Below are 23,981 nucleotides of genomic sequence, written 5' to 3'. Positions count from 1 at the left end.
ATGTCAACATTTATTATTGAAGGAGGTCACCAATTAAAAGGTAACATACAGCCTCAAGGAGCAAAAAACGAAGCTTTACAAATTTTATGTGCAGTTCTACTTACTGACCAAGAAATTACAATACATAATATTCCCGATATTATTGATGTCAATAAGCTTATTGCGCTACTAAAAAAACTAGGAGTTAAGGTCAACAAGATTGGAAAAGGTTCTTATACCTTTAAGGCTGATGAGGTTAACTTAAAATATTTAGAATCTGAAGCTTTTAAAGAAGACGGAAAAGGACTAAGAGGATCTATCATGATTGTTGGTCCGTTGCTTGGACGTTTTGGTAGAGGTTATATTCCAAAGCCAGGAGGTGACAAGATTGGTCGTCGTCGTTTAGATACTCACTTTGAAGGGTTTATTAATTTGGGAGCAAAATTCAGATACAATAAAGAAGATCATTTTTATGGTGTAGAAGCAGATAAGCTCAAAGGAACTTATATGTTACTCGATGAAGCTTCGGTTACAGGAACTGCCAATATTGTTATGGCAGCAGTATTAGCTGAAGGTACTACAACCATATACAATGCAGCTTGTGAGCCTTACTTACAGCAACTTTGTAAAATGCTTAACAGAATGGGAGCAAAGATCAAAGGTATTGGCTCTAATATGTTAATTATTGAAGGTGTTGATACTCTTGGTGGTACAGAACATAGGATGCTTCCTGATATGATTGAAATTGGAAGTTGGATAGGTCTTGCTGCAATGACCAAGAGTGAATTAACCATCACTAATGTAAGTTGGGATGATCTTGGTCTGATACCGAATGTTTTTAGAAAAATAGGAATTACTGTTGAGCGACAAGGAGATGATATTCATATTCCAGCGCATAAAGATGGATATGAAGTTCAAAGTTATATTGATGGTTCAATATTAACAGTTTCAGATGCGCCTTGGCCTGGATTTACACCAGATTTATTAAGTATTATTCTGGTAGTTTTAACTCAAGCTAGAGGAAGTGCATTAGTTCATCAAAAAATGTTTGAAAGCCGATTGTTTTTCGTAGATAAATTAATTGATATGGGAGCTAAGATCATTCTTTGCGATCCGCATAGAGCTACAGTAATTGGTCATGATTTTAAGTCGCAATTAAAAGCAACGACCATGACATCTCCAGATATTAGAGCGGGAGTATCTCTATTGATTGCTGCACTATCAGCAAAAGGAACATCTACAATACATAATATTGAACAGATTGATCGTGGTTACGAAAATATTGATGAACGTTTACGTGCTATTGGAGCACATATTGAGAGAGTAGAAGGGAATTAGATGATTTCTCAAAATAACATAGATTAAGAGCCTCGGTAATTCGAGGCTTTTTTAATTAGTTCTCCATTTGCGTTCAATGTATAATGATTACTATTGAAATCTACCAGTTGAATCTGATGATTATGAATTTTAAAGGCTTGTTCTCCTTCAGTATTTAGAAATATATCATCACCAGAAAAGCTCCATATTGTGTTTCCTTTGCTGTTTATCATCGTTATGGTAGATTCTCCGTGAACCACCATTGCATCAGCAAATTCATAAATACCAAAGCATGTTGCCCAATCAAATTGGTTTCTCCATTTACACGAAAGGGTCTTAATATCTAAACAATACACATAATTTGAACAAATGATATATAAATAGTCATGCTTTATAATGAAAGAGTCTTCAGAAATAATCGTTTTTCCGGCAGTTTCAGATAATAATGCATTAACTATTTGCACTCCATTAGTACTAATATTAATACCATGTATTGATGTTGGCTTAAATTTTTGCTCAGGAATCATTAAATCTTTTGGGTATTGATTTTGATACAGTGCTTCAAGTTCAAAAGTATCAAGTCCTGAGTCTAATTCATCAATGATTTCAACTCTAAAGCTCTTGTAATATTTGACCATGCATTTAGAGTTTTAATTCAAGTGTTTTGCATCTGTTCCAAATACTGTTTTTCTAAATTCCTTAGGAGTTTTATTATTTAATAACATGAGTTCACCATGACCATCAATAAGTTCCTGAAAGTGTTTTTCTCGTGCTTCAAATTGTGTCTTGTTCTTATAAGTTGTGATTAAAATGATATGAAAAGGTGCTGCTTCACTATATTCATTTTCCAATAGCTGATATGAATCAATATAGTTTTTTTCTAAAGCTTTTATTCTCAGCTTTTTCCAATTATTATGGTAGTAATACATGGCTTCTTCAATATTATTATTTTGAATTTGAACAAAGTCCATACTAGAAATCTTTTCTTCTGTTTGAGAAAAACTCAAACTACATGATAATAATACAATCAGAATACATGCTTTCATAATAAAAAAGTCACATAGAATAGAAAAACTGCTCATTTACAATTTTTCCGTTATCAACTTCAAATACAACAACTTCTTCCATTTGTTGGCGTCCGCGATCTTTAAACGTAACATCAAAAGTCATTTTCGTTGTAAAATGTTTATCGGCAACAATAGGTTCGCTAATTTCACCACCATGCCATTCTGCTACATTGTCTAGCCATTCTTTGTTTTTGTTCCAAACGTTTTGTTTTCCAGAAATAATTTCTCCAGGCATTCCCGGCATTTCTCTACTTGTTACATTTTCGGCATAAAGTTCTTCGATGCAGTCTAGGTTTTTGCCTTCTCTGCACATTTGTGTCCATTTTTTTGCAACGTCATTTGTATTCATTTTAATTGATTTTAGGATTAGTATTTAAAATTAATTAAAAATGTGATGGTAAACTTTAAAAGAATGTTAATCTTGAGTTAGCTAACAGCCTCTTTATAAGTTTTTAAACAGCGTTCTCTGGCCATTTTGTGATCAACCATTTTCTCCACATAATCCTCAGTATCAAATTCAGGTACATACGTTTTAATATATTTTCGATCTTTATCAAATTTGTCAATTTGTGTTGTAGGATTAAAGATCCTGAAATAAGGAGCGGCATCAACACCAGAACCAGCAACCCATTGCCAGTTACCAACATTACTTGCCATTTCATAATCGTGGAGTTTCTCAGCAAAATATGCTTCGCCCCAACGCCAGTCAATAAGTAAGTGTTTACATAGGAAACTACCTACCAGCATTCTTACTCTATTGTGCATAAAACCAGTTTCGTTAAGTTGTCTCATACCAGCATCTACGAGTGGGTAGCCTGTTTTTCCTTCGCACCATTTTTTGAATTCGTCTTCATTATTTCGCCATTCAATTCGATCATATTTTGACTTGAACGATTCTTTAGTAGTATGAGGAAAGTGCCACAAGATTTGCATAAAAAACTCACGCCAAATTAATTCCTGCCAAAATATTTCATTCTTTTCGGCAATGGCTTTTTTTATCATTTTGCGTACACTCACTGTGCCAAAGCGAAGATGTGGTCCTAATCGAGATGTGGCGTCTTTAGCTGGAAAGTTTCTGGTATCTTCATATTCTTGAATAAGCGTTGGAGTAACTGTATAATCAGCAATAGGCTGACTAGAGGCTTTAAATCCAATATCTGAAAGTTCTAAATTTGGTAATCGTGAGTGCTTTACCAGATTATCAAGATAATCGTTAGTGTAATAGATTTTCAGATCATGATCTTTAAACTTGTCTTTCCATGTTCTCATGTATGGTGTATACACAACATAAGGATCGCCATCTTTTTTTACCACCTCGTCTTTTTCAAATATGACCTGATCTTTAAACGTTTTAAATTCAATGTCGTGTTCAGATAGAAAGGCTTTTATTTCATTGTCGCGCTCTTTTGCATAGGGCTCGTAATCATGATTTGTATATACAGCATTGATGTCATATGTTTCAGTTAATTCCTTGTATATGTCAATAGGTTTTCCATGAAACATTGCAATGCTACTATCGTGTTCATCCTGAAGCGTAGAGCGCATCTTTTGCAGTGTGTTGTGTATGAATGTTACTCTGGCATCATCTTCAGGTAATTTTTTTAAAATTTCAGAATCAAAAATAAAAATGGGTAGTACTGGGTGATCACTTTTTAAAGCTTGGAAGAAGCCTATATTATCATCTAATCGTAAATCACGTCTAAACCAAAAAATGTTAAGCGGTTGTTTCATAAAGTGTCAAACTTTTACTTGTTGTAAGTTCCGTATAATTCTTCTAATTTTTGAGTACGATAATTAAAAATCTCTTCTAATTTAGGCTTCACAAGAATAGGATGAAAGAGTTGACCTAATATTCCGAAGGGAACTTTGTAATCTATAATATCTTCCATTTCAACACCACCATCAATTTCTTTAATAAAGTGTTTATGATGCCATAATGAATATGGTCCAAAACGCTGTTCATCTACAAAATAATGTTTGTGTACCACGTGCGTGATCTCAGTAACCCATTTGGTTTTTATACCCATAATAGGTGTGACGATATACTGAATGATTTGTCCAGCAAACATTGGCCTGTCTGCTCCTGATAAAATATTGAATCCCATATAATCTGGTGTTATGGTCTTCAGGTTTTTAGGATCTGATAAAAAGTCCCAAGCAGTATCAATGGTAATTGGTAAGTTTTGTTTTTTGTGAAGTCGGTATATTTTCATGATAAGCTCACAAAGTGAATTTTAGTTATAAATGTAAATGTATAGATTAAGAGATGTAGCAATTGATAGCCAGATTACATAAGGGAAAATAAGAATGGTTTTTCCATGTAAATCTTTTATGTAGGTAAATAATAAAGCAGTTACAATAATTAACAACAAAATAATGTTTACCAAGGCTAGATCAATAAGCTGCTGATTGAAGAATATGAAATTCCAGCTGACATTAAGTACAAACTGTACGATAAACAACGTGAGTACTTTGTGCGTTGGGCGTTTTAAATATAGAAAAGCCATATAGGTAGAGAAGCAGATCATTACTATAGTCCATGCTACTCCAAATACCCAACCCTCGGGCGTCCAGGGCGCTTTTTCTAATTGCGTGTACCAATTGCCTTGCGGACCTTCGGCCATTAACCATGAGCCAATTCCAAGAGCACCAAAATTGATGATAAGAAAACTGATAAATGCCTTCAGGAATTTCATGAGGAATTACTTTTGCAGCTGTTCTATTCTTTCTTGTATTTTTTGTGCTTCAGCATATTTTTTATCGCTTTCAGCTCTATTGGTCGTGGATAAAGCGTGCCATTCTTTCATTAGCTTTTCATAAGTCTTCTGAAGTTTATCTATTTCAGAAGTTTTTTTAAATAGTCCGAACATGATCTTTAATTTAAATGTTTAGTAATTTTTGAGCTTAATGGTGAGGTCATTGAATAAAAATAGTCAATAAGCTCTCCATTTGGATTAACTAAGTATTTTTGGAAGTTCCATTTCACTTTTGAACTTTTTACACCGTTTTTATGCTTTTGGGTTAACCAATTATATAGTGGGTGCTGTTGAGTTCCCTTGACATTTACTTTTTCAGTTATAGGAAATGTGACACCATAATTGATTTCGCAAAATGTTTCAATCTCCTGAGCGTCTCCAGGTTCTTGATTACCAAACTGATTACAAGGTACACCAATAATTACAAGTTTATCTTGATAAGAATCAGAAAGTTTCTGTAGGTCTTTGTATTGAGGTGTAAAACCGCATTTGGAAGCTACATTGACAAACAGTAGGTGTTTTCCTTTAAAATCTGAGAGGTTTAGAGGTTTTCCGTGTAATCCATTGATATCTATATCGTACAATGAAGTTTTTTCGATGGTTTCCGAAGAACTTGATTTTGAGAATAAAGTGCCTAAAAACATTTTTATAGGATTCATAAATTAGATTTTAAAGCTAACAATTCCACAGTCCATTTCAAATATTTGTCCTGAGATTGAACTAGATTTATCTGATAGGAGGAACTCTGCCATACCTGCAACATCTGAAGGTTCTAAAAACTTCTTCATTGGATGACGCTCTGTAATGTTTTCAATCATTTTCTCGTTCCTCAGCAGTTTTGAAGCTAATTCAGTGTTCGTTACTGTTGGAGCAATAGCATTGATTCTTAATGTTGTTGCTAACTCTGCTCCAAGTGATTTAACTAAACCTTCAACACCAGATTTCGCAGCGGCAACACTGGCATGAAATGGCATTCCTAGTTTTGCAGCTACAGTACTAAATAGAACTATGGACGGATTTTGGCCGTTCTTAATGACGTTTAAGTATTTCTGTATTGCTTTAACAGCACCAATGACATTGATTTCATAGTCTTCACGAAATTCATCTAAACTAAATCTGCTTATAGGTTTGAGGTTGATACTTCCTGGACAATAGACCAATCCGTCAGCTGAATCAATATCAGGAAGTTCATCGTTGAGCACATCACAATTATAATGTGTCAGGTTATCGTGTGATTGTTCTGGAGCGGTTCTACTTAGGTTGATGACTTTATGTTGGTCTAATAAAGTGGTTACAATAGCATTACCTATACCTTTGCTACCACCTACAACTATGTATGTTTTCATTTTATTAGTGTTTATATTTAATCGAGCGTAACAGAATTACGATAAACGCTATCCATTACGCTCGACATTAAAATAGAGTAAATTTGGGATTATGCTGTTAAAGGTGCACCTTTTAAGCGTTTTTCCACTTTTCTTTTTATTACAGTTAAACGCTTCATAATATCCATGATTTTTTGATCTTTTTGTTCTTTATAAATTTGATTTAAATCAAGGATTAACGCTTTTGCTTCACGAGAAATTTTAACACGATCGCTAGTTGACAGTGATCTCATTTTTCTCTGCTCAAATTCTAAGGCTCTGTTTATTAATTCCATAATGTTAATTGTTTATATAGTTGTGTAATTCAGTGATTTTTTCTGGTGTATTAAATTGTCCACCGTAAAATGTTGTAACGGTAGCTGATGTATCGTCTTTGATACCTCTTGATGATACACACAAGTGTTTGGCATCAATTATTACTGCAACATCCTCAGTATTTAATATGGCTTTTAACTCTTCAGCAATCTGATTAGTCAATCGCTCCTGTACTTGTGGACGTTTGGCATAATATTGTACGATTCTATTCAATTTTGAAAGTCCAATCACTTTTCCAGAGGAAATGTAAGCTACATGAGCTTTTCCGATAATAGGTACAAAATGATGCTCACAGTTGGAATAGAATGTAATATTCTTTTCTACCAACATTTGATTGTATTGATACTTATTATCAAACAATGCTACTTTTGGTTTATTTACAGGATTGAGTCCAGAGAATATCTCGTCAATATACATTTTCGCTACACGTTTAGGTGTGCCTTTGAGTGAATCGTCAGTAAGGTCTAATCCAATGACATCCATAATCTCTTCAAATAAAATGGCGATACGTTCTTTCTTTTCTTCATCACTCAGTTTGAAAGCATCTGCTTTCATAGGTGTTTCTAAACCTGTATATAAATGGTCATCTCCAATTTCAGAAGGTGTAAAACCGTTTAGTTTTTGGCCATTTTTTTTAATTTCTAATGTGTTTGTACTCATGTATTGTCTTTTTAGTGTGCTGTCTCAGGAACTCATCTCCATGAACAAAGCACGTTATCGTTTTGATATTGAGTTATGGGTAATTTGCTTTTGTCTTGAACATTTAAAACGGCCTTTTTCAAAAGTCCTTAGTTTTTCATGTTTTGTTTTTCTTCCTTGAACTCGCTTGCGCCACATTCTGAAACTTTTTGGTTTCATTTCTCTTCTCATGAGTTCAATCACGTCCTGTTCTTTTAAACCAAACTGAAATTCAATAGCTTCAAATGTGGTTCTGTCTTCCCAGGCCATTTCTATTATTCTATCTGTCGTTCTAATATCTAACTCCATACATTATATGCCTTGAAAACTAAATCGTTCGTCATATTCTACTTTAGCATTTAATAATTTATCAAAGAATGATTTATTTTCTTTAAACGTTTTATTATTTCTGAAGTGAATAAATTTACCTTGTGCGTGTATACTCGTTCCGTTGGTTTTGTAAATCACCAACTGATAGAACGGAATGATCCAAGAGAAGTTTTTTAGTCCTTTGTTAATGTAAATTATAATACCTCCAGATCGCATCTCTATATTGGCATAGTTAATATCTGAAACAAGATTTAGGTATTGGTTCATATTCGGACTCACATTTTCTATGATCATTCGTTTTGATCCTACACCACCCATTTTAAAAGATTCCATAAATGAATATGGCTTACCAACCAAATCATTGATGATCTGCTTATGCTCTTTATTAGTATGGGTTGAATTTAAAATCACTTCTGTTTGTTCTTGTGATTCAAATATACAAATTGTTTAACTTTTTGTAATAAGACTTAAACAAAAAATTAACATAATACTATAGGTTTCATCTATAATTAAGTCAAATAGCTGTTAATGAGTGCTTTGTGTTGTAGTTTTTAGCTGCGAAGTGTGTGTTTTTTTAAGATTCTTTTACTTTCTTCACGTACCTTTTTATTTTTTCTGAGATTCCAAAGTGTATCACTTGCTTTTTTTCTCGTCTTATCTATATCTACAATTGGAAACGGATAATCTTTACCAAGATGAAACTCATAAAGTTGCTGTTCCATTTCTGTCATTAAATAAGGTTCGTGAGCAAAATGAGTTTCTAGTTTCCGAAGTTCAGGTACCCATTTCTTTATGAATGTAGCATCAGGATCATGCTCAAGACTATTTTTTATCGGATTGTAAATTCTAAGCATATTGGTTCCTGTTTCGCCTGCTTGCATTTGTAATTGAGGAAAATGTATTCCAGGCTCAAAGTCTAAAAACATTTGTGATAAATGTTGTGAAGCGGCTTGCCATGGTTGCCAGAGGTTATGCGTAAAGAACGATACAACTAAAGCTCGCATTCTAAAATTTAAATATCCTGTTTCATTAAGACAACGCATGCAGGCATCTATAAGCGGATAGCCAGTTTGACCAGTCTTCCAAGCTTTTTGATAGTTTTCAGAAATGTCCTTTTTTAGCTTTTGAAATCCCTTATTGATGCTTTCTTGTTCCATGGTGTGTTCCATTTCAAACTTTTGAATGAAATGTGCTTGCCATCGTAAACGTGACATGAATGCTTCCAAAGGTTTTTTGTTTTTTGACGTTTTCTTCAGAAAAAAAGCTTTACGATATACCTCTCTAATTGATAAGTTTCCCCATGCGAGATATGGTGAAATTCTACTACAACCCGTTCTTGCTAATTCTGGTTTAGAAATGTGAAACATATAATTGACATACCGTTTGTCTAGAAAGGACTCCAAATATCTTAATCCCATTGTGCGACCTCCTTTTTGAAAAGGACTGTCATCTGGAGTGTCAAGACTAGGAACATGTACAAGTGTCTCCAATTCTTCAATATCTTCAATTGAAAGCAACTGATTATTTGAAGGCGCAAATAATAAAGGTTCTATTTCAAAATACGCATTACATCGTTCTTGCCATAACTCTCGATCCTTTAATCCGCGTTGTACACCATTATTTATATTTTCATGCCAGGTAATTAAATTGTTTTTGCAAAACCGTTTAAACAATTTATCACGATTATAGGTCACTAAAATACCAGTTTCCTGATGTGAATAAATATCTCTTATCGTGTAACGTTCCATTAATTGATTAACAGCAGAAATAATATCTGCTTCTAGTGTTAATACTTTGGTGTTATATGGCTTTAGTCGAGCATTGAGATCTCTTATTGATTCTTTTATAAAATTCCAATGACGCTCACTATAATGACCATCGTCTATAAGCATTCTTTCAAAAGTATAGAGTAGGAGTGTTCGTTTACCTGATGCTAGTGCATTGAAGATAGCTTCATTGTCTTCGAGCCTCAGATCACGTTTTAACCAAACAACATTAATATCTGGCGTATTAGTAGTCATCTTGATGTTCAATTATGTGTTGTGCTTTTTCTTTTATTTGCTGAAGGTCTTGTTTATCCATTTTATCCAGTAGGCTATACATCATTCCCATTCTGAAATTATTACCTAGTTGTTCTCGTTTGTCGTCGAGGAAGTTCCAGTAAAGACTATTAAACGGACAAGCGTCATCACCTAACTTTTTGTTTTTTTTGTAATGGCAATCACTACAATAATTACTCATTTTATTAATATATGATCCAGATGAAACATAGGGTTTAGTAGCTATGAGTCCGCCATCTGCAAACTGACTCATACCTCTGGTATTTGTTAATTGTACCCATTCAATAGCATCTATATAAATTCCTAGATACCAATCGTCAACTTCATCTGGATTCGTTTGCGTTAATAAGGCGTAGTTACCTGTAATCATTAAACGCTGAATATGATGTGCATATCCATTATCTAATGAGTTATTTATAGCGTGCTTCAGACAATTCATTTTTGTGTCTCCTGTCCAGAAAAAGTCAGCTAATGTATTATGATTGTCTAAGGCATTTTTTTCTTTGTAATCTGGCATGAAAGCCCAATACATACCTCTCATATATTCGCGCCAACCAATAATCTGTCTCACAAAACCTTCAACCTGTGAGATGTCAATATCATCACCGTGTTTCCTGTAATAATTCATGACAGTGGTAACAATATCTTTTGGAGATATTAATTTCAGATTCATAGCAAACGACAGTCTGGAATGAAACAAATACACTTCATTAGTATGCATAGCATCCTGATAGTCGCCAAAATGTATGAGAAGCGCTTCACAAAAGTATTTGAGCTGTTCCAGTGCTTGAGGCCTCGAAATTGGGTATGAAAATGTCTTTGTTTGGAATCTACCTATAGTTTTTATATCAGCAGTTTTAATATCTTCTAATACTTCGGAAATATCATTTTTGAACAATTTGTAATTCGGTATGTCAACCTCTCCTTTCCATTTGTTTCGATTACTTTTATCGTAGTTCCACTTGCCACCTTCTGGTTGACCACCAATCATTAAGATGTCGTGTTTTTTACGCATGTCTCGATAGAAGTTCTCCATGAGATATTGCTTTTTACCCTTAAAAAATGTTTTTAGATCATTGCGTTCAGTATAAAAATGTTCTGCTGAAACGACTGATGTTGATATGTCTAAATTCTCAGAAAAGGATTTGAGTTGTGAATCTAATCGATATTCATCAGGATAGATGTATTCAAAACGCTCAATGCTATGTTCTTTCAATAACGAAGATATATTGTCAACTAAATTTTGTGTATTCTCTTTATCATTGATTCTGTAATAGATTGTGTTATGACCAAGAGCATTAAGGTGTTCAGAAAACTCTCGCATTGCAGCAAAAACACCAATCACTTTTTGAATATGATGTTTTACATAATCAGTTTCCTGACGCATTTCAAACATACAATACACGATATCTTCATTGGTGTCTTTAAACCATGAGTGTTTGATATTGAGTTGATCACCTAGTATGAGTCTGAGTGTTTTCATCTAGAATAATTGTTCTTGTAACCATAGTTGCTGAAACTTTCCGTTAGCGTCATAGCGTTCAGCTTGAAGGTCTACATTAAATTTACGGTCTCGTGGGTCGTTTCCAACACCAGCAACGTACATCCAATTTCCGTAGTTACTGTGCACGTCATAATCGATAAGCATAGCCTCAAAATAGGCAGCTCCTATACGCCAATCCAACAGTAATTCTTTCGCGAAAAATGAGGCGACATTCTGGCGACCTCTATTGCTCATCCAGCCTGTTTTTTTTAATTCAATCATGTTGGCATTAACAAATGATGAACGGGTTTCACCATTGATCCATTTTTGTATCAGGACATCATTAGTTTTCCAATCGTAATCCTTACGTAGAATACCTCCGATTTTGAAAATGTTATTTTGGTATTTTAATGAAATGTACTTGAAATAATCTCTCCAAATTAATTCAAAAATGAGCCAGTAGGTAGATTGATTCTCAAAATGAACCTTTTCAAATGTTTTGATTTGCCAATAGATAGTCCTTGCCGAAATACTGCCGTTAGCCAACCATGGAGAGAATTTAGAGCTAAAATCTTTACCTACTAATCCATTTCTGGTTTTTTTATATACACCTAATTTTTTGGTGACAAAAAAGTAATCTTTTAAACGATCTAAAGCTGCAGTTTCTCCGCCTTTAAACGGAAATGCCGAATTTGGATGTGTTTCAAAATTTTCAAAGCCTAAGTCTTTGAGTGTTGGAATTTCAGTATCATTTACAATGGATTTGATTTTTTCTGCGGAATGATTTTTTAGTGAAGGTCTGACTTTACTATACTTCTCAACTTTTTTTCTAAAGACTGTAAACACATTTGGAATGGCCTGAAACCCCATGGATATATCGGCTGGATGGAAAAGAAATTGATCATAAATCTCAATGAGTTTTACATCATCTGGCAAGATAGAATTTAAACGGTCTGAGACTTTGGTTTCTTCACTAGTCCATTCTTTTTGAGAATATATCCAATTAATGTTAAATTGCTCTGTGAGTGATAGAATAGCCGTTTCTGGAGTTTTGGTAGTTAAAAACAAATCAATGTTTAATGCTTTTAAATTCTTTTTTAGATCCTCAATACTTTCAATTAAAAATTTAGCTCTGAATTGTTCGGTTTTTTTAAAGCCAAATTTAGAGGTCTCATAATGTCTAGGATCAAAGCAATAGCATGCAATTACAGATTTGTGATTGCGAATGACTTCATTTAAAACCGTATTATCCTGAACTCTCAAATTGTTTTTAAACCAAACGAGTGCTATGTTGTTTTGTTTCTTCTGCATCTTTCACTACAATATTTAACATGATCCCAATTCTTTTCCCATTTTTTTCTCCAGGCAAATGGTAAGCCGCAGGTTTTACATACCTTTTCGGGTAGATGTTGTTTTTTATGTTTAGACATCTACTAGCTTGTTTATCATTCCTCTGAATATAAATCCATGAAAAGGTAATACACTGTACCAGTATAAACGACCCCAAAGTCCGCGTGGTCTGAATGTAGCTGTTTGTTTTAATAACTTGTCTTCAATTTTAAATTCCAGCCATGCTTCACCAGGTAATCGCATTTCGGCATAGAGCAGTAGTTTTTGCTGAGATTTATCAGCAAAGATTACACGCCAAAAGTCTAGCGCGTCTCCTGCATCTAACTCTGTTGGACTGGTGCGTCCGCGACGTAAGCCAATACCACCAAATAATTTATCGAGATTACCTCGTATTTTCCAGAGAAACGTTCCGTAGTACCAACCATTTGTACCTCCAATACTCCAAATCTTATCTATGGTCTTTTTGACGTTAGTTACTGGACGCTCTTTGTAGTCTGTGAAACAGCCATACTTTGGGACATTGATATATTTATGTAAACTCTTTCTTAATCTACCACTACTCACCATAGAGTCTTTCCAACTTGAGATGATACTATTTTGCTCTATTTTCTCAAAAGCCAATTCAACAGCTTGTTTGTAGGTTAGTGGATTTACATCTTGAAGTTCATTGATATTACTTGGCTTACCAATAATTTGAACTCCCATACTATCCACCAATGAAGACGCTAGTTTGTATGATGTTGAGGTTACAAAGTATAACCAATATGATGATAATTTTGGTGTCATCACAGGAACAGTTAATATATATCGTTTTAAGCCTCTTACTTCAGCAAATTGTAAAAGCATTTGCTTGTAGGTTAAAATTTCTGGACCAAAGACATCAAATGATTTGTTGTACAATTCCTCACGTCCAACACTGCGATGTAAAAAAGCTAACACATCTCTTACTGCTAAAGGTTGTGTTTTGGTATTTAGCCATTTTGGAGCAATCATAAATGGGAGTTTTTCAACCAAATCCCTTATGATTTCAAAAGATGAACTACCAGAACCCACAATAATACCAGCTTTAAAAATGGTGAATGCGTAATGTTCAGATTTTAATATGTCTTCAACATTTTTACGTGATTGCAAATGTTTAGACAGATTGTCTTCATTAGTAATGCCACTAAGATAAACTACTTGTTTCACCTTGGTGTGTTTAATACGGTCTTTAAAATTAACCGCACATCGCTCTTCTAGAGATTCAAAATCCTTTGAAGAATTTGACATGGAGTGTATCAGGTAGAAGGCTACATCGATATCTTCAGGGATATTTTGTAGTGTTTCAGGTTTAAGAAAATCGGCTTCAACAACATCGATTTCGTCATCTTCAGCATAGCTTTTATCTGCGCGTAGTTTATCTCTAACTGCACAAACAATATGATGGCCATCATTGGCTAACAACGGAATTAACCGTTTGCCAATATAACCTGTTGCACCTGTTACAAGAATTTTCATGTGTTGAGTTATTTGGGTCTTTGATAACCAAAACGTGTTTTTAATTCTGGTACTGCATAGCCATCAAGACCATTTATTGTGGCTACCTGAGCTTTAGATAAATTTATAAAGCCATCATCTTCAAGTATATCATCCTTAATATATAAACCTACAATTTTCCCTACAACTAGAATGGTATTATTAGCTTTAATATCATATTCCTCAACATATTCCATTGCCAATTGTATTGGCGCATGTTTTACAAAAGGTGCTTGAAATTTATTTTTATATTCTGAAATGAGCCTGGTTTTGTCAAACTCAGAGATCTCAGCATCGTACTTTGCCGAGGTGTGATGCGCATCTTCTAATATGTTTTGATGAATATGATTGATGGTATAATAGCCAGAGGCTTTTAAATTTTCATAGGTATTTCTCATTACTGTAGTTGGTCTCAGAAAAAAGCCTAGCATTGGCGGATTAGAGCCTATGTGAGTTACTGAGCTAAATACAGCAACGTTTTCAATACCATCAGGAGATTTTGTGCCTAGTAAGTTAGCAGATTTATAGCCAGAACAACTGTTGATTAAGTTGATGCGGTAGAGATGATGAAAATTGTCCAGTTGTTCATTACTAATGTGTGTCATTATAATGTATTGAAATTATTGATTTTGATGCCTTTTGCTTTTAAATCAAACATCAAATTATAAAGTCCGAAAAACGTTCTGTTGATATAAATAAAGTGCTTGGATCCACGATTGCCATTCATCTTTCTTAACTCTGTGCTTTTAGAATAACGTTCGCCCAATTCAGCTATTTTTCCGAAGAAATCACCATCTGAGAAATCAAAAGTTTCAGCATGAAATGGTTGGGTAAACAAACTCAACATTTCATGAAACATTTCGGTGAAAAATGCAATTTCTTTAGGACTATCATCTTCTCTTAAGATCTCAAGTTGATAAAGTTTTTCAACAAAATACTCACGGTTGTTGATGTTGTCTTTTTCAGCTAGCTCAAAATAAGGTACATAAAATTCTTCCGGAATAGTTTTCATACATCCAAAATCTAGTGCAATCAATTGCCCGTCTTCAGACACTAGAAAATTTCCTGGATGTGGATCTGCGTGTACTTTTTTTAATCTGTGAATTTGAAACATATAAAAATCCCATAGGGCTTGACCTAATTGATTGGAATACGTTTGATTAGTATTGTGAGCTACAAATTCAGAAAGGTGCTCACCAACCATATAATCCATGGTGATAATACGTTCTGAGGATAGCTCTTCATAATATTGAGGAAACAAAAGGTTTGGAATATGAGCGCATTCTTTAGCTATTTCTTTGCTTTGCTCAACTTCCAAAATGTAATTTGTCTCCTCAATTAATTTACCTTCAACTTCCTTAAAGTACTTATCAGAATCTTTTCCTTTAATGTTGAACATACTCATCGCTATAGGTTTAACCATAGCAAGATCTGATGCGATACTTTCGGCAACTCCTGGATATTGGATTTTCACAGCAAGTTTTTTCCCATTTTTTTCTGCAATATGGACTTGTCCAATACTTGCAGCATTCACAGAAGTTGCATTGAAGGTATCATATATGTCATTTGGTAATTTCCCAAAATATTTTTTAAAAGTCTTTATCACTAATGGAGGTGACAAAGGAGGAACAGAAAATTGTGCCAATGAAAATTTTTCTACATAGGCTTGAGGTAATATACTTTTCTCCATACTGAGCATTTGTGCAACTTTGAGTGCGCTACCTTTAAGCTGTTTCAAACCATCATAAATGTCTTCTGCATTATTTTGGTTTAAACGCTCTTTAGCCTCAGTTTCGGTTTTTGTCAATTTATCTCCATAATACTTGAGATAATTAACACCAACCTTAGCTCCTGTGGAAACTAATTTTGTGGCTCTTTGTATTTTGGATGTTGGTATTTTGTCTATAGTTTTCATTGGAACAAATTAATTCATGTGAATTTTTTCTTTGAAAATAAATTTTCCAAAGTCTATGAGGCTTCTTACTGGAGCAACATTAAGTACATCAAAACTAGTGTTAACAGACTTTTCGATGAAAATATCTGTTTTCTCAAATCCAGCCGACGTGTCATCTATCCAAAACTTCATGGTTAATAAGAGTTGTAACCATGCCGTTTCCTTAAGGCCACGTCTTTGGATTCTGTCAATTTGCTCCTGTTTGATGTCTATGAGTTCAATGCCCAAATGTTCTATGTAACTGGTAAAGGATGACTTTAATTCTGATAATAGACTTAAACCTTTAAGGCTGTTTTTGTGATGCTCGAGTGCGTATTTTACATAGCTTCGGTTGGCAGTTAAGTTCTCAAAGAATGTGAAATAAAAACTGAGTAATTTATTTCGCGCATCAAATGAATTATAATCTTCGCTTTGTTCTAAAACCTTTATACTATTGTCAAAAAAAGCATTGAACACATGCTTTTCTACAGCTTCAAAAGATCCGAAAAACTCATAGAATTTTTGTTCTTCAAAGTTATTAGCTTTTGCAAAAGCATAAATGGTTTTAGGTTGCTCGTTGTACTCTAGCACATAATCCATGTAAAATGTAATAATGTCGTTACTTGTAATGTTTTTCTTTCTTGCCATGATTGTCAAATTGTGCTGTAAAGATACAAAATGTTTAACCATATTTAATTATGATTAAACAAAATTTAACAAGACATTATTATAAATGGTTTAAGAGCATTCATAGTCATTAACCAGCTCAGCTAACAACAGCCAGTAAAGCATCTGTACATAGTGTTTTGAGTTAGGCTCAATATCTTAGATGTCCTGTGACTAAGGTAGGAGTAGAGGATCTTATGGGATTTATGGATGCTTTAGGCTTTGTACTAGGAAACCTAGCTTTTTATAGAATAACACCAACCATAGTATTATTTGTTGATTGACAAGGGAGATTAATGAACAGTTTTTCTAATTTAAGGTTTTCTTAACAAACAAAGGGTTTGCTTGTTTGTAAATTTACATGGAATTTAAAACTAATCATTAAAACTAATACAATGAAAAGATTACTATTAGTGTTTGCAGTGTTTGCAATGACTTTCGCTTCATATGCACAAATTGAAACACCACAACCTAGCCCGCTCTCTAAAGTGGAACAAAAGGTTGGATTAACTGATATTACTATCGAATATTCTCGTCCAGGTGTTAAGGGAAGAACAATATTTGGAGATTTAGAACCTTTCGGAGGTATTTGGAGAACTGGAGCTAATAAAAATACTATAATCACTTTTAGTGATGATGTTACTATAGCTGGACAGGAGATTAAAGCAGGATCGTATGCAATGTTTACAAAATTAAATTCAGCTACACAGTGGGACGTCATGTTCTACAATGATACTAACAATTGGGGAGCACCTAGAAATTGGGATGACAGTAAAGTAGTTGCAACTGCTAAGGTAGATGTGAATGCTATTCCTTTTAATGTAGAAACAATGACCATTGATATTAATAACATTACAACAAATAGTGGAACTATTGATATTATTTGGGAGAAATCATATGCAGCAATCCCTTTTACTGTGCCAACAGACAAATCAGTTACAACTGCAATTGATAAAATAATGGCAGGGCCTAGTGCTAACGATTACTATGCGTCTGCAGTATATTATTTAAATACAGGTAAAGATATTGGAAAAGCAAAAGAGTGGATGGATAAAGCAATGTCTATGACTGAAGATCCAAAATATTGGCAATTAAGACAACAATCGTTAATCTATGCTGCTGCAGGTGATAAGAAGAAAGCTATTGAATTAGCTAAACAATCTATGGCTGCTGCCAAAGAAGCTGATAACCAAAACTATGTAAAGCAGAATATGGCGTCTCTAAAAGAATGGGGAGCCATGTAATATTATTAGTATTTGACTTAAAAAAGACCGTTTTATTCAAGCGGTCTTTTTTTTATTCGTATTTCAAACCTATTTGCGATCTTACAGTGTCCAGAAGTTCAATAAGGTCTCTACTAAAAGCAAATGTCATCACATCACTTTCAGTTTTTTCTTGTCGTATCAATTCATTAAAATGCTCAATTTCGAAACTATAGCCATTAGTGCTGTAATCAAAATTTATGGTACGTTCTTTTTCTTCTGAAATGAGCGTCACATTAGTAGGCTCTTGGAATCTTGAATTGATCTTAATTGTTCCTTTTTTACAGTGAAAAATAGCTTCTGTTGGTGTGTTTTTTAGAAGTGTACTTTTTAAGTGTGCTTCAACACCATTGTTATAACTAAATACCATTAGACAAGAGGAATCAACCTCATTATCAAAAAATGTAGCTTTAGATTCTATGTGAATGGGTTTTCCTAGTGTAGATAAAGCTGCAAAAATAGGGTAGATGCCAATGTCGAGTAAACTTCCGCCTCCCAGAGATTTTTTAAATACTCTAGATGATAGGTCAATCTCAGGTTGGAATCCAAAATCTGCTTCGATTTTTATGATTTTTCCAAATGTTTCATTAGTAATATGCTGGAGTACCAATTGGTAATGTGGAAGAAAGTATGTCCATAGGGCTTCCATCAATAAGGTCTTCTTTGCTTTTGCCGTAGCAATCATCTCTTGTACTTCATGATAATTCATTGCAAAAGGTTTCTCGCACAAAACGGCTTTACTATGGTTGAGGCACAAGATTGTATGTGCTTTATGAAAAACGTGTGGTGTGGCAATATAAACCGCATCTATATTAGAGTCTTCTGCTAATGCCTGATAGCTATCGTATGCGACTTTAGCATTGTATAGTTTGGCAAAATCATTTGCCTTCTCCTGATTGCGAGATGCAACTGCATAGAGTTGAACATGCTCAAGGTTAATTAGGTCCTGAGCAAATTTATTGGCAATTTTTCCAAGTCCGATAATTCCCCAATTTATAGTTTTAGGCTTCTGCATAGTTACTATTAGAATTCAGTGATTGTAATAGGCAAGCAATTGCAATTACGATAACACATCCTACAAAGTTTAACCATAAGAAGGGCAGGTTGATGATTTCGTATTCGTTGAGTAAAAATAGTCCAATGACCAGAACTTGTGTAATCAGTGCTGCTGTGAACACAGCGTTTGCTCTCACAAACTTAAAGAAGAATGCCAGAAGGAAAATCCCAAGTACATTTCCGTAGAAAATGGATCCGATAATATTTACCAATTGAATCAGATTTTCGGCAAGATTAGCGACACAGGCTACACCAATAGCAACAATTCCCCAACCTAAAGTAAATAACCGTGAAGCTTTAACCATTTCAGCTTCCGATTTTTCACTGGTGTTTCGTTTGTAGAGATCCATAGTTGTAGTACTGGCTAAAGCATTTAACTCGCTTGAGGTACTAGACATGGCTGCGCTTAATATAACCGCAAGCAGCAAACCTATGAGTCCGCGAGGTAAGTTGTTTAATATGAAATGAATAAACACATAATCTTTATCGTTACTTTCAACTTTTATATTTTGAGCGTCACCTGCTTTCTCTATGAGTGATCTGGCATTAGCTCTCAATTCATCATTTATTGAATTTAAAACTGCAATCCCTTTGGCAGCATCAACATTATTATTGCTGACAAAATCATTGATAATTTTTTCCTTTTCAGTATGATTTAAGAGTTGTTTTTCTTGTATGTCCTTGTACTCATCTGCATATTCAGAATTTAGAACAACTTCTGTTGCTGTAGGATTAAAATTAGCAGGAGCCTGATTGAATTGATAAAACACAAAGACCATAACACCAACCAATAAAATAAAGAATTGCATTGGAACTTTTAGGAGTCCGTTGAACATCATACCAATCTGCATTTCTTTTAACGATTTACCTGAAAGGTAACGTTGTACTTGGCTCTGATCTGTTCCGAAATAAGAAAGCATAAGAAAAGTACCACCAATAAGTCCGCTCCAAACCGTATAGCGATTATTGAAATCAAAAGAAAAATCGAGAACTTCCATTTTACCACTTGCACCAGCAATATCAAGAGCCTTAGAAAAAGTAATGCCTTCAGGGAGCTTATCTATAATTAAAAAGAAGGCGATAAGCATGCCTGTAAATATAACTACCATTTGGTGTTTTTGAGTGACGTTTACAGCTTTTGTTCCTCCTGAAACGGTATAAATAATGACTAGTACGCCAATGATCACATTGAGTAAGAGTAAGTTCCAGCCTAAAACTGCAGATAATATAATGGCAGGAGCAAAAATGGTAATTCCAGCGGCTAAACCGCGTTGTATCAAGAATAAAATGGCTGTTAGTGTTCTGGTCTTAAGATCAAATCTATTTTCTAAAAATTCATATGCTGTGTAAACTTTTAGTCTGTGATATAGTGGAATAAACACCATACAGATTACCACCATAGCAATTGGCAAACCAAAGTAGAACTGCACAAATCCCATTCCGTCATTAAAGGCTTGACCAGGTGTTGATAAGAATGTGATGGCACTGGCTTGAGTTGCCATAACCGATAAACCTATAGTCCACCACTTTGAAGTGTTTCCACCTTTTAAATAGTCCTGAACATTTTTACTGCCTCTGGATTGGTAAGTTCCGTAGACAACAATAAGCAGCAAGGTGCCAATAAGTACAATCCAATCTAATGTCTGCATTTTTTAAAAGGCTTTAGTAATGAAGTAAAACGCTATGATGTAGATGATGTTTGCACAGAGTACTAGTGTATACATCTTATTCCATTTGTACTTTTCCATTAGTTTTTGATTTGATTAGTGGTATTGAAGTCGTTTTTTCCAAGTGAGAGCATATTGGCAAAAAGTCGGTATGCACCAGAAACACCTACGGGAAACTCCCTAAAAAAGCTCAAACCTGTGTATATGTAATAACCTTTGCCGTGTTTTGCAACCAGTAAGCTTCCGGTTTTTGGTGACTCGCCTTTATCATTCATAGAAAGTATAGGTGTGAACTCATCGGCCCATTCATTAGGGAAATATAAACCGCGTTCCTGTGTCCATCCTTCGAAATCGTTCGTTGTGACTTTATTTGGAAAATTTAATACTTCATGATCTTTTGCAATCAAACTAACCTGAGCATTTTCATCGGTGACACGATCTCTTGATAATTTTAGAGTATAAGGTGCAATTTGATCAACTTTAAGTCGGCGATTAGTATTGTACTGCACAATCATATTACCACCTTGTGCTACATAATCAAACAGTAGCTGTTGCTTGAATTTTAATTCATTAACCGTGTTGTAGGCTCTTATGCCAACAACTATAGCATCGAAGCGACTTAAATGTTCTGCGGAAATATCCTCAGGTTTTATAATGGCGACATTGTAACCTATCTGCCTCAAACTCTCAGGAACTACATCTCCTGCACCTTCAATATATCCAATGTTTTCACCACGTTTTTGAATGTCTAGTCTTACCACTTTACTTTCGCTAGGCAATAATATGGTTTGAAACGGAATATGATCGTAATCGATCTCTATAAGCTCTCTTGTGTAGATATTCTCACCAATATGAACCATAGGCGTCATTAGGCCTTCACTTTGTTCTTTTGGAGGTATAACTGTGAATATAAGACGTTGTTCCTGACCTTTGTTGGCGATATTTATTTTTTGTTTTTCAGGAAAAACCTGCCAATCGTTAGGGTAGGCTATTTGTACGTAACCTTCCAGATTATCACGTCCAGCTTTAACTATAACTTCAATATCACGTTGCGTATCAGAATCGAGAATAATGACCTTCTCCGAAATTCTAGCTGAAGCTTCAGGTACAATTTCAAACGGTTTATAAACTTCGCCTTTAACAGGATCATTCATCTTATAAACAATGGGTCTTGTAAAAGGAATGGCTAGATTTTCTACATTTAAATTAAACGTCACATTTAAATCTCTGGGAGTTTCAGGTTGACCTATCAGGCTTTTGTCTTTAACAGTATACATTCCCAGTGTGCCTTTTTTGGTAAGCCAGTAAGGTGTTGATACTTTTTGATTAGCACTGATCTTTAACGTTTCTTTGAAATTAAAGCGCGTGTTGTTATCGAGTTTTAAATTCTTATCAATTCTAATACCATTTGGTGTGATGAGATTAGATAATGTGATGTTAGTATTACTGCGGTTAATAACTTCAATGTTAAGGTTAATATCAGAGCCAGCACTTGAATGATTTGTATTGGCTGTTGCTTCTATATATAAACCAGCACAAGCTGCAATAATATCTTTTATTTCTTTTGTTTTGACAGTTTTCCAATGGTCGTCTTTGAGTGTTTGAATGAGTTTGTAAGCTCTTAAAAGATTGGGTATTGATGCTGAAGGGGCTTTGAAATCATAATTCTTTTGTACATCATCCAGAATGGTTCCAATAGCTTTACCACCTTCAACACGATTCCATGAAGTGTCTATACCTTCAAATATATTGGTTTTATCTGTTGGCAGATCGCCTTTAATAAGTTCTATGTATTCAATCTGAGATCCTCGACTTCCTGTGCTTCCAAACCCTTGTGATTTATGCTGACTTCGACTTAAAGCTGCAATTTCTGGGTTGCTTAATCCCAGACCAGGAAAGTAGACACCAGTATCTATTTCTAACAGATTAGATTTATCTGCTTCCTCAAATTTCTCACGACTTCCGTAGAACCACCATGAGGTGTTAAAAAACAAGCGTTTTGGCTGCCAGGTATTTACAGACCTTAATTGATCAGGATACGCATTTTTATCGCCAACCAGATCAAAGGCTTCAATACTCAGCATTGCTGAACTTGTATGATGGCCATGAGTAGTTCCAGGGTTTCTATGGTTAAATCGATTGATGATCACGTCTGGCTTGAACTTCCTAATGGCGAGAACCACATCGCTAAGTACCTCCTCTTTATTCCATATGGCTAAGGTTTCATCAGGATGTTTTGAATATCCAAAATCGTTAGCTCTTGTAAACAGTTGTTCGCCACCATCGGTTCGTCGTGCAGCAAGCAATTCTTGTGTTCTTATAACACCCAATAATTCTCTGAGTTCAGGTCCGATTAGGTTTTGACCGCCATCACCACGTGTCAGAGAGAGGTAGGCTGTTCTAGCTTTAACTTCATTAGACATGTAAGAGATGAGCCTGGTGTTCTCATCATCTGGATGCGCAGCAACATATAAAACCGATCCTAAGAAATTTAACTTTTTTATCGATTCGTGAATTTCTGAAGCTGTTGGCTTTTTTGGTTGTTGCGCTGAGAGTAATCCTGCTGAAAGAATAAATAGAAACAGTAAGCGTAGTCTGGTCTGCATAAAAAATTAGTTAGTTCTGATCAAATATAATGAAGTAAGCTAGGGCAGTACTAGTTTTTAGATTTTCTTTAACGTTAAAAACGCTCCAAAAAGGAGCGTTGATATCATTTTAGTTTTACTAAAGAAACGTAGTTATTTTACCCGTTTAAGCATAATAGCATTGTCTCCTTCGAAGTTTTTAGGTCTTTCAGCATCAAAGGCTAGAGCAAATTTCATGACATCTTTCTCTTCAAATTGAGCGATACAGCGAATGACTTTACTTTCACCAGAGGACATCTTTGTAATTGTTAGATCAATCTCAATCGGACTTGCCTCTGTATTGATTGAGTAGGTCATTTTTCCTTTTTCTCCATTCATCACAAATTCTTTACCACCTATGAGCTGGCCTTGAGTTTCAAAGGCAGCATAACCTTCTTTGTCAAAAATGAGATACCCAATTTCGCTACCATCATCACCGAGCCATTTTCCAAGAAAATCGGTTTGTTTTTGAGCTGTTACGAGTGTGGTTGTGAGTAAGAATAGGAACAATAGTTGAAATTTCGTTTTCATCTTGTAA

Annotated in this window: 27 protein-coding genes; 2 read left to right on the top strand and 25 right to left on the bottom strand. The window is 34.6% G+C overall.

Going from position 1 to position 23,981, the window contains the following annotated elements; translation table 11 throughout:
* The gene (gene murA, locus Q0951_RS16485; RefSeq protein ID WP_299339313.1) at positions 1-1,317 is read left to right on the top strand and encodes a UDP-N-acetylglucosamine 1-carboxyvinyltransferase; all 1,317 of its coding nucleotides are present in this window, start codon (positions 1-3) and stop codon (positions 1,315-1,317) included.
* Positions 1,318-1,340: 23 nt separating this feature from the next.
* Here the strand turns inward: murA and Q0951_RS16480 are convergent, their stop codons facing one another.
* From Q0951_RS16480 to Q0951_RS16380, 21 genes are all read right to left on the bottom strand, one after another.
* Positions 1,341-1,934, bottom strand: coding sequence for a hypothetical protein (locus tag Q0951_RS16480; protein WP_299339311.1), 594 nt, complete (start codon positions 1,932-1,934; stop codon positions 1,341-1,343).
* A 12-nt stretch (positions 1,935-1,946) separates the two neighbouring features.
* Complete coding sequence (locus Q0951_RS16475) at positions 1,947-2,342, bottom strand: hypothetical protein (protein ID WP_299339309.1); 396 nt, start codon at positions 2,340-2,342, stop codon at positions 1,947-1,949.
* Between the two features lie 10 nt (positions 2,343-2,352).
* Positions 2,353-2,712, bottom strand: a complete 360-nt coding sequence (locus tag Q0951_RS16470; protein ID WP_299339306.1) for a nuclear transport factor 2 family protein — start codon at positions 2,710-2,712, stop codon at positions 2,353-2,355.
* Between the two features lie 77 nt (positions 2,713-2,789).
* Positions 2,790-4,094 (bottom strand): deoxyribodipyrimidine photo-lyase, encoded by a 1,305-nt coding sequence (locus Q0951_RS16465; protein WP_299339303.1) that lies wholly within the window; start codon positions 4,092-4,094, stop codon positions 2,790-2,792.
* Between the two features lie 14 nt (positions 4,095-4,108).
* A complete protein-coding gene (locus Q0951_RS16460) occupies positions 4,109-4,576 on the bottom strand; it encodes an SRPBCC family protein (RefSeq protein WP_299339300.1) in 468 nt (155 codons plus the stop codon).
* A 21-nt stretch (positions 4,577-4,597) separates the two neighbouring features.
* Positions 4,598-5,059, bottom strand: a complete 462-nt coding sequence (locus tag Q0951_RS16455) for a TspO/MBR family protein (RefSeq protein WP_299339297.1) — start codon at positions 5,057-5,059, stop codon at positions 4,598-4,600.
* A 6-nt stretch (positions 5,060-5,065) separates the two neighbouring features.
* Positions 5,066-5,233 carry a Lacal_2735 family protein gene (locus Q0951_RS16450; RefSeq protein ID WP_299339294.1) on the bottom strand — a complete coding sequence of 56 codons (168 nt, stop codon included), beginning with the start codon at positions 5,231-5,233 and terminating at the stop codon, positions 5,066-5,068.
* A gap of 5 nt (positions 5,234-5,238) precedes the next feature.
* Entirely contained in the window at positions 5,239-5,778 is a 540-nt protein-coding gene (locus Q0951_RS16445) for a glutathione peroxidase (RefSeq protein WP_299339291.1), read from the bottom strand.
* A 3-nt stretch (positions 5,779-5,781) separates the two neighbouring features.
* Positions 5,782-6,465: an SDR family NAD(P)-dependent oxidoreductase gene (locus Q0951_RS16440; protein WP_299339288.1), complete on the bottom strand. Its 684-nt coding sequence runs from the start codon at positions 6,463-6,465 to the stop codon at positions 5,782-5,784.
* A gap of 89 nt (positions 6,466-6,554) precedes the next feature.
* A complete protein-coding gene (locus tag Q0951_RS16435) occupies positions 6,555-6,779 on the bottom strand; it encodes a hypothetical protein (protein ID WP_299339285.1) in 225 nt (74 codons plus the stop codon).
* Positions 6,780-6,783: 4 nt separating this feature from the next.
* A complete protein-coding gene (gene folE, locus Q0951_RS16430) occupies positions 6,784-7,479 on the bottom strand; it encodes a GTP cyclohydrolase I FolE (RefSeq protein WP_299339282.1) in 696 nt (231 codons plus the stop codon).
* A gap of 54 nt (positions 7,480-7,533) precedes the next feature.
* Positions 7,534-7,806, bottom strand: coding sequence for a TIGR03643 family protein (locus tag Q0951_RS16425; protein WP_299339279.1), 273 nt, complete (start codon positions 7,804-7,806; stop codon positions 7,534-7,536).
* 3 nt (positions 7,807-7,809) lie between these two features.
* Complete coding sequence (locus Q0951_RS16420) at positions 7,810-8,238, bottom strand: hypothetical protein (RefSeq protein WP_299339276.1); 429 nt, start codon at positions 8,236-8,238, stop codon at positions 7,810-7,812.
* Positions 8,239-8,378: 140 nt separating this feature from the next.
* On the bottom strand, positions 8,379-9,848 hold the full coding sequence (locus Q0951_RS16415) for a cryptochrome/deoxyribodipyrimidine photo-lyase family protein (RefSeq protein ID WP_299339274.1): 1,470 nt from the start codon (positions 9,846-9,848) through the stop codon (positions 8,379-8,381).
* Positions 9,838-11,370, bottom strand: a complete 1,533-nt coding sequence (locus Q0951_RS16410) for a cryptochrome/photolyase family protein (protein ID WP_299339271.1) — start codon at positions 11,368-11,370, stop codon at positions 9,838-9,840. Before Q0951_RS16410 ends, Q0951_RS16415 begins: the two co-directional genes overlap by 11 nt.
* A complete protein-coding gene (locus Q0951_RS16405; protein WP_299339268.1) occupies positions 11,371-12,681 on the bottom strand; it encodes a DASH family cryptochrome in 1,311 nt (436 codons plus the stop codon).
* The gene (locus Q0951_RS16400; protein WP_299339265.1) at positions 12,657-12,800 is read right to left on the bottom strand and encodes a DUF2256 domain-containing protein; all 144 of its coding nucleotides are present in this window, start codon (positions 12,798-12,800) and stop codon (positions 12,657-12,659) included. The genes Q0951_RS16405 and Q0951_RS16400 overlap by 25 nt, the downstream gene beginning before the upstream one ends.
* Entirely contained in the window at positions 12,793-14,217 is a 1,425-nt protein-coding gene (locus Q0951_RS16395; protein ID WP_299339262.1) for an SDR family oxidoreductase, read from the bottom strand. The genes Q0951_RS16400 and Q0951_RS16395 overlap by 8 nt, the downstream gene beginning before the upstream one ends.
* Positions 14,218-14,225: 8 nt before the next feature.
* Positions 14,226-14,840: a flavin reductase gene (locus tag Q0951_RS16390; RefSeq protein ID WP_299339260.1), complete on the bottom strand. Its 615-nt coding sequence runs from the start codon at positions 14,838-14,840 to the stop codon at positions 14,226-14,228.
* Positions 14,840-16,150 carry an AarF/UbiB family protein gene (locus Q0951_RS16385; RefSeq protein WP_299339257.1) on the bottom strand — a complete coding sequence of 437 codons (1,311 nt, stop codon included), beginning with the start codon at positions 16,148-16,150 and terminating at the stop codon, positions 14,840-14,842. Before Q0951_RS16385 ends, Q0951_RS16390 begins: the two co-directional genes overlap by 1 nt.
* 9 nt (positions 16,151-16,159) lie before the next feature.
* Positions 16,160-16,816, bottom strand: a complete 657-nt coding sequence (locus Q0951_RS16380) for a TetR family transcriptional regulator C-terminal domain-containing protein (protein WP_299339254.1) — start codon at positions 16,814-16,816, stop codon at positions 16,160-16,162.
* 413 nt (positions 16,817-17,229) lie between these two features.
* On the opposite strand from Q0951_RS16380, the gene Q0951_RS16375 reads away from it, so the two are divergent.
* A complete protein-coding gene (locus Q0951_RS16375) occupies positions 17,230-18,078 on the top strand; it encodes a DUF2911 domain-containing protein (protein ID WP_299339252.1) in 849 nt (282 codons plus the stop codon).
* 52 nt (positions 18,079-18,130) lie between these two features.
* On the opposite strand, the gene Q0951_RS16370 is transcribed toward Q0951_RS16375, so the two are convergent.
* The 4 genes from Q0951_RS16370 to Q0951_RS16355 form a co-directional block, all read right to left on the bottom strand.
* Positions 18,131-19,111: a Gfo/Idh/MocA family oxidoreductase gene (locus Q0951_RS16370; RefSeq protein WP_299339249.1), complete on the bottom strand. Its 981-nt coding sequence runs from the start codon at positions 19,109-19,111 to the stop codon at positions 18,131-18,133.
* Positions 19,098-20,801, bottom strand: coding sequence for a sodium:solute symporter (locus Q0951_RS16365; protein WP_299339246.1), 1,704 nt, complete (start codon positions 20,799-20,801; stop codon positions 19,098-19,100). Before Q0951_RS16365 ends, Q0951_RS16370 begins: the two co-directional genes overlap by 14 nt.
* 98 nt (positions 20,802-20,899) lie before the next feature.
* Positions 20,900-23,425 (bottom strand): PIG-L family deacetylase, encoded by a 2,526-nt coding sequence (locus Q0951_RS16360; RefSeq protein WP_299339244.1) that lies wholly within the window; start codon positions 23,423-23,425, stop codon positions 20,900-20,902.
* Between the two features lie 132 nt (positions 23,426-23,557).
* Positions 23,558-23,974 carry a hypothetical protein gene (locus Q0951_RS16355; RefSeq protein ID WP_299339241.1) on the bottom strand — a complete coding sequence of 139 codons (417 nt, stop codon included), beginning with the start codon at positions 23,972-23,974 and terminating at the stop codon, positions 23,558-23,560.
* Positions 23,975-23,981: the final 7 nt, after the last annotated feature.

The organism is uncultured Psychroserpens sp. (assembly GCF_947501425.1).
GTDB lineage: Bacteria > Bacteroidota > Bacteroidia > Flavobacteriales > Flavobacteriaceae > Psychroserpens.
The sequence above is the reverse complement of the archived record's forward strand: the minus strand, read 5'-3'. Positions and strand labels throughout refer to the sequence as shown.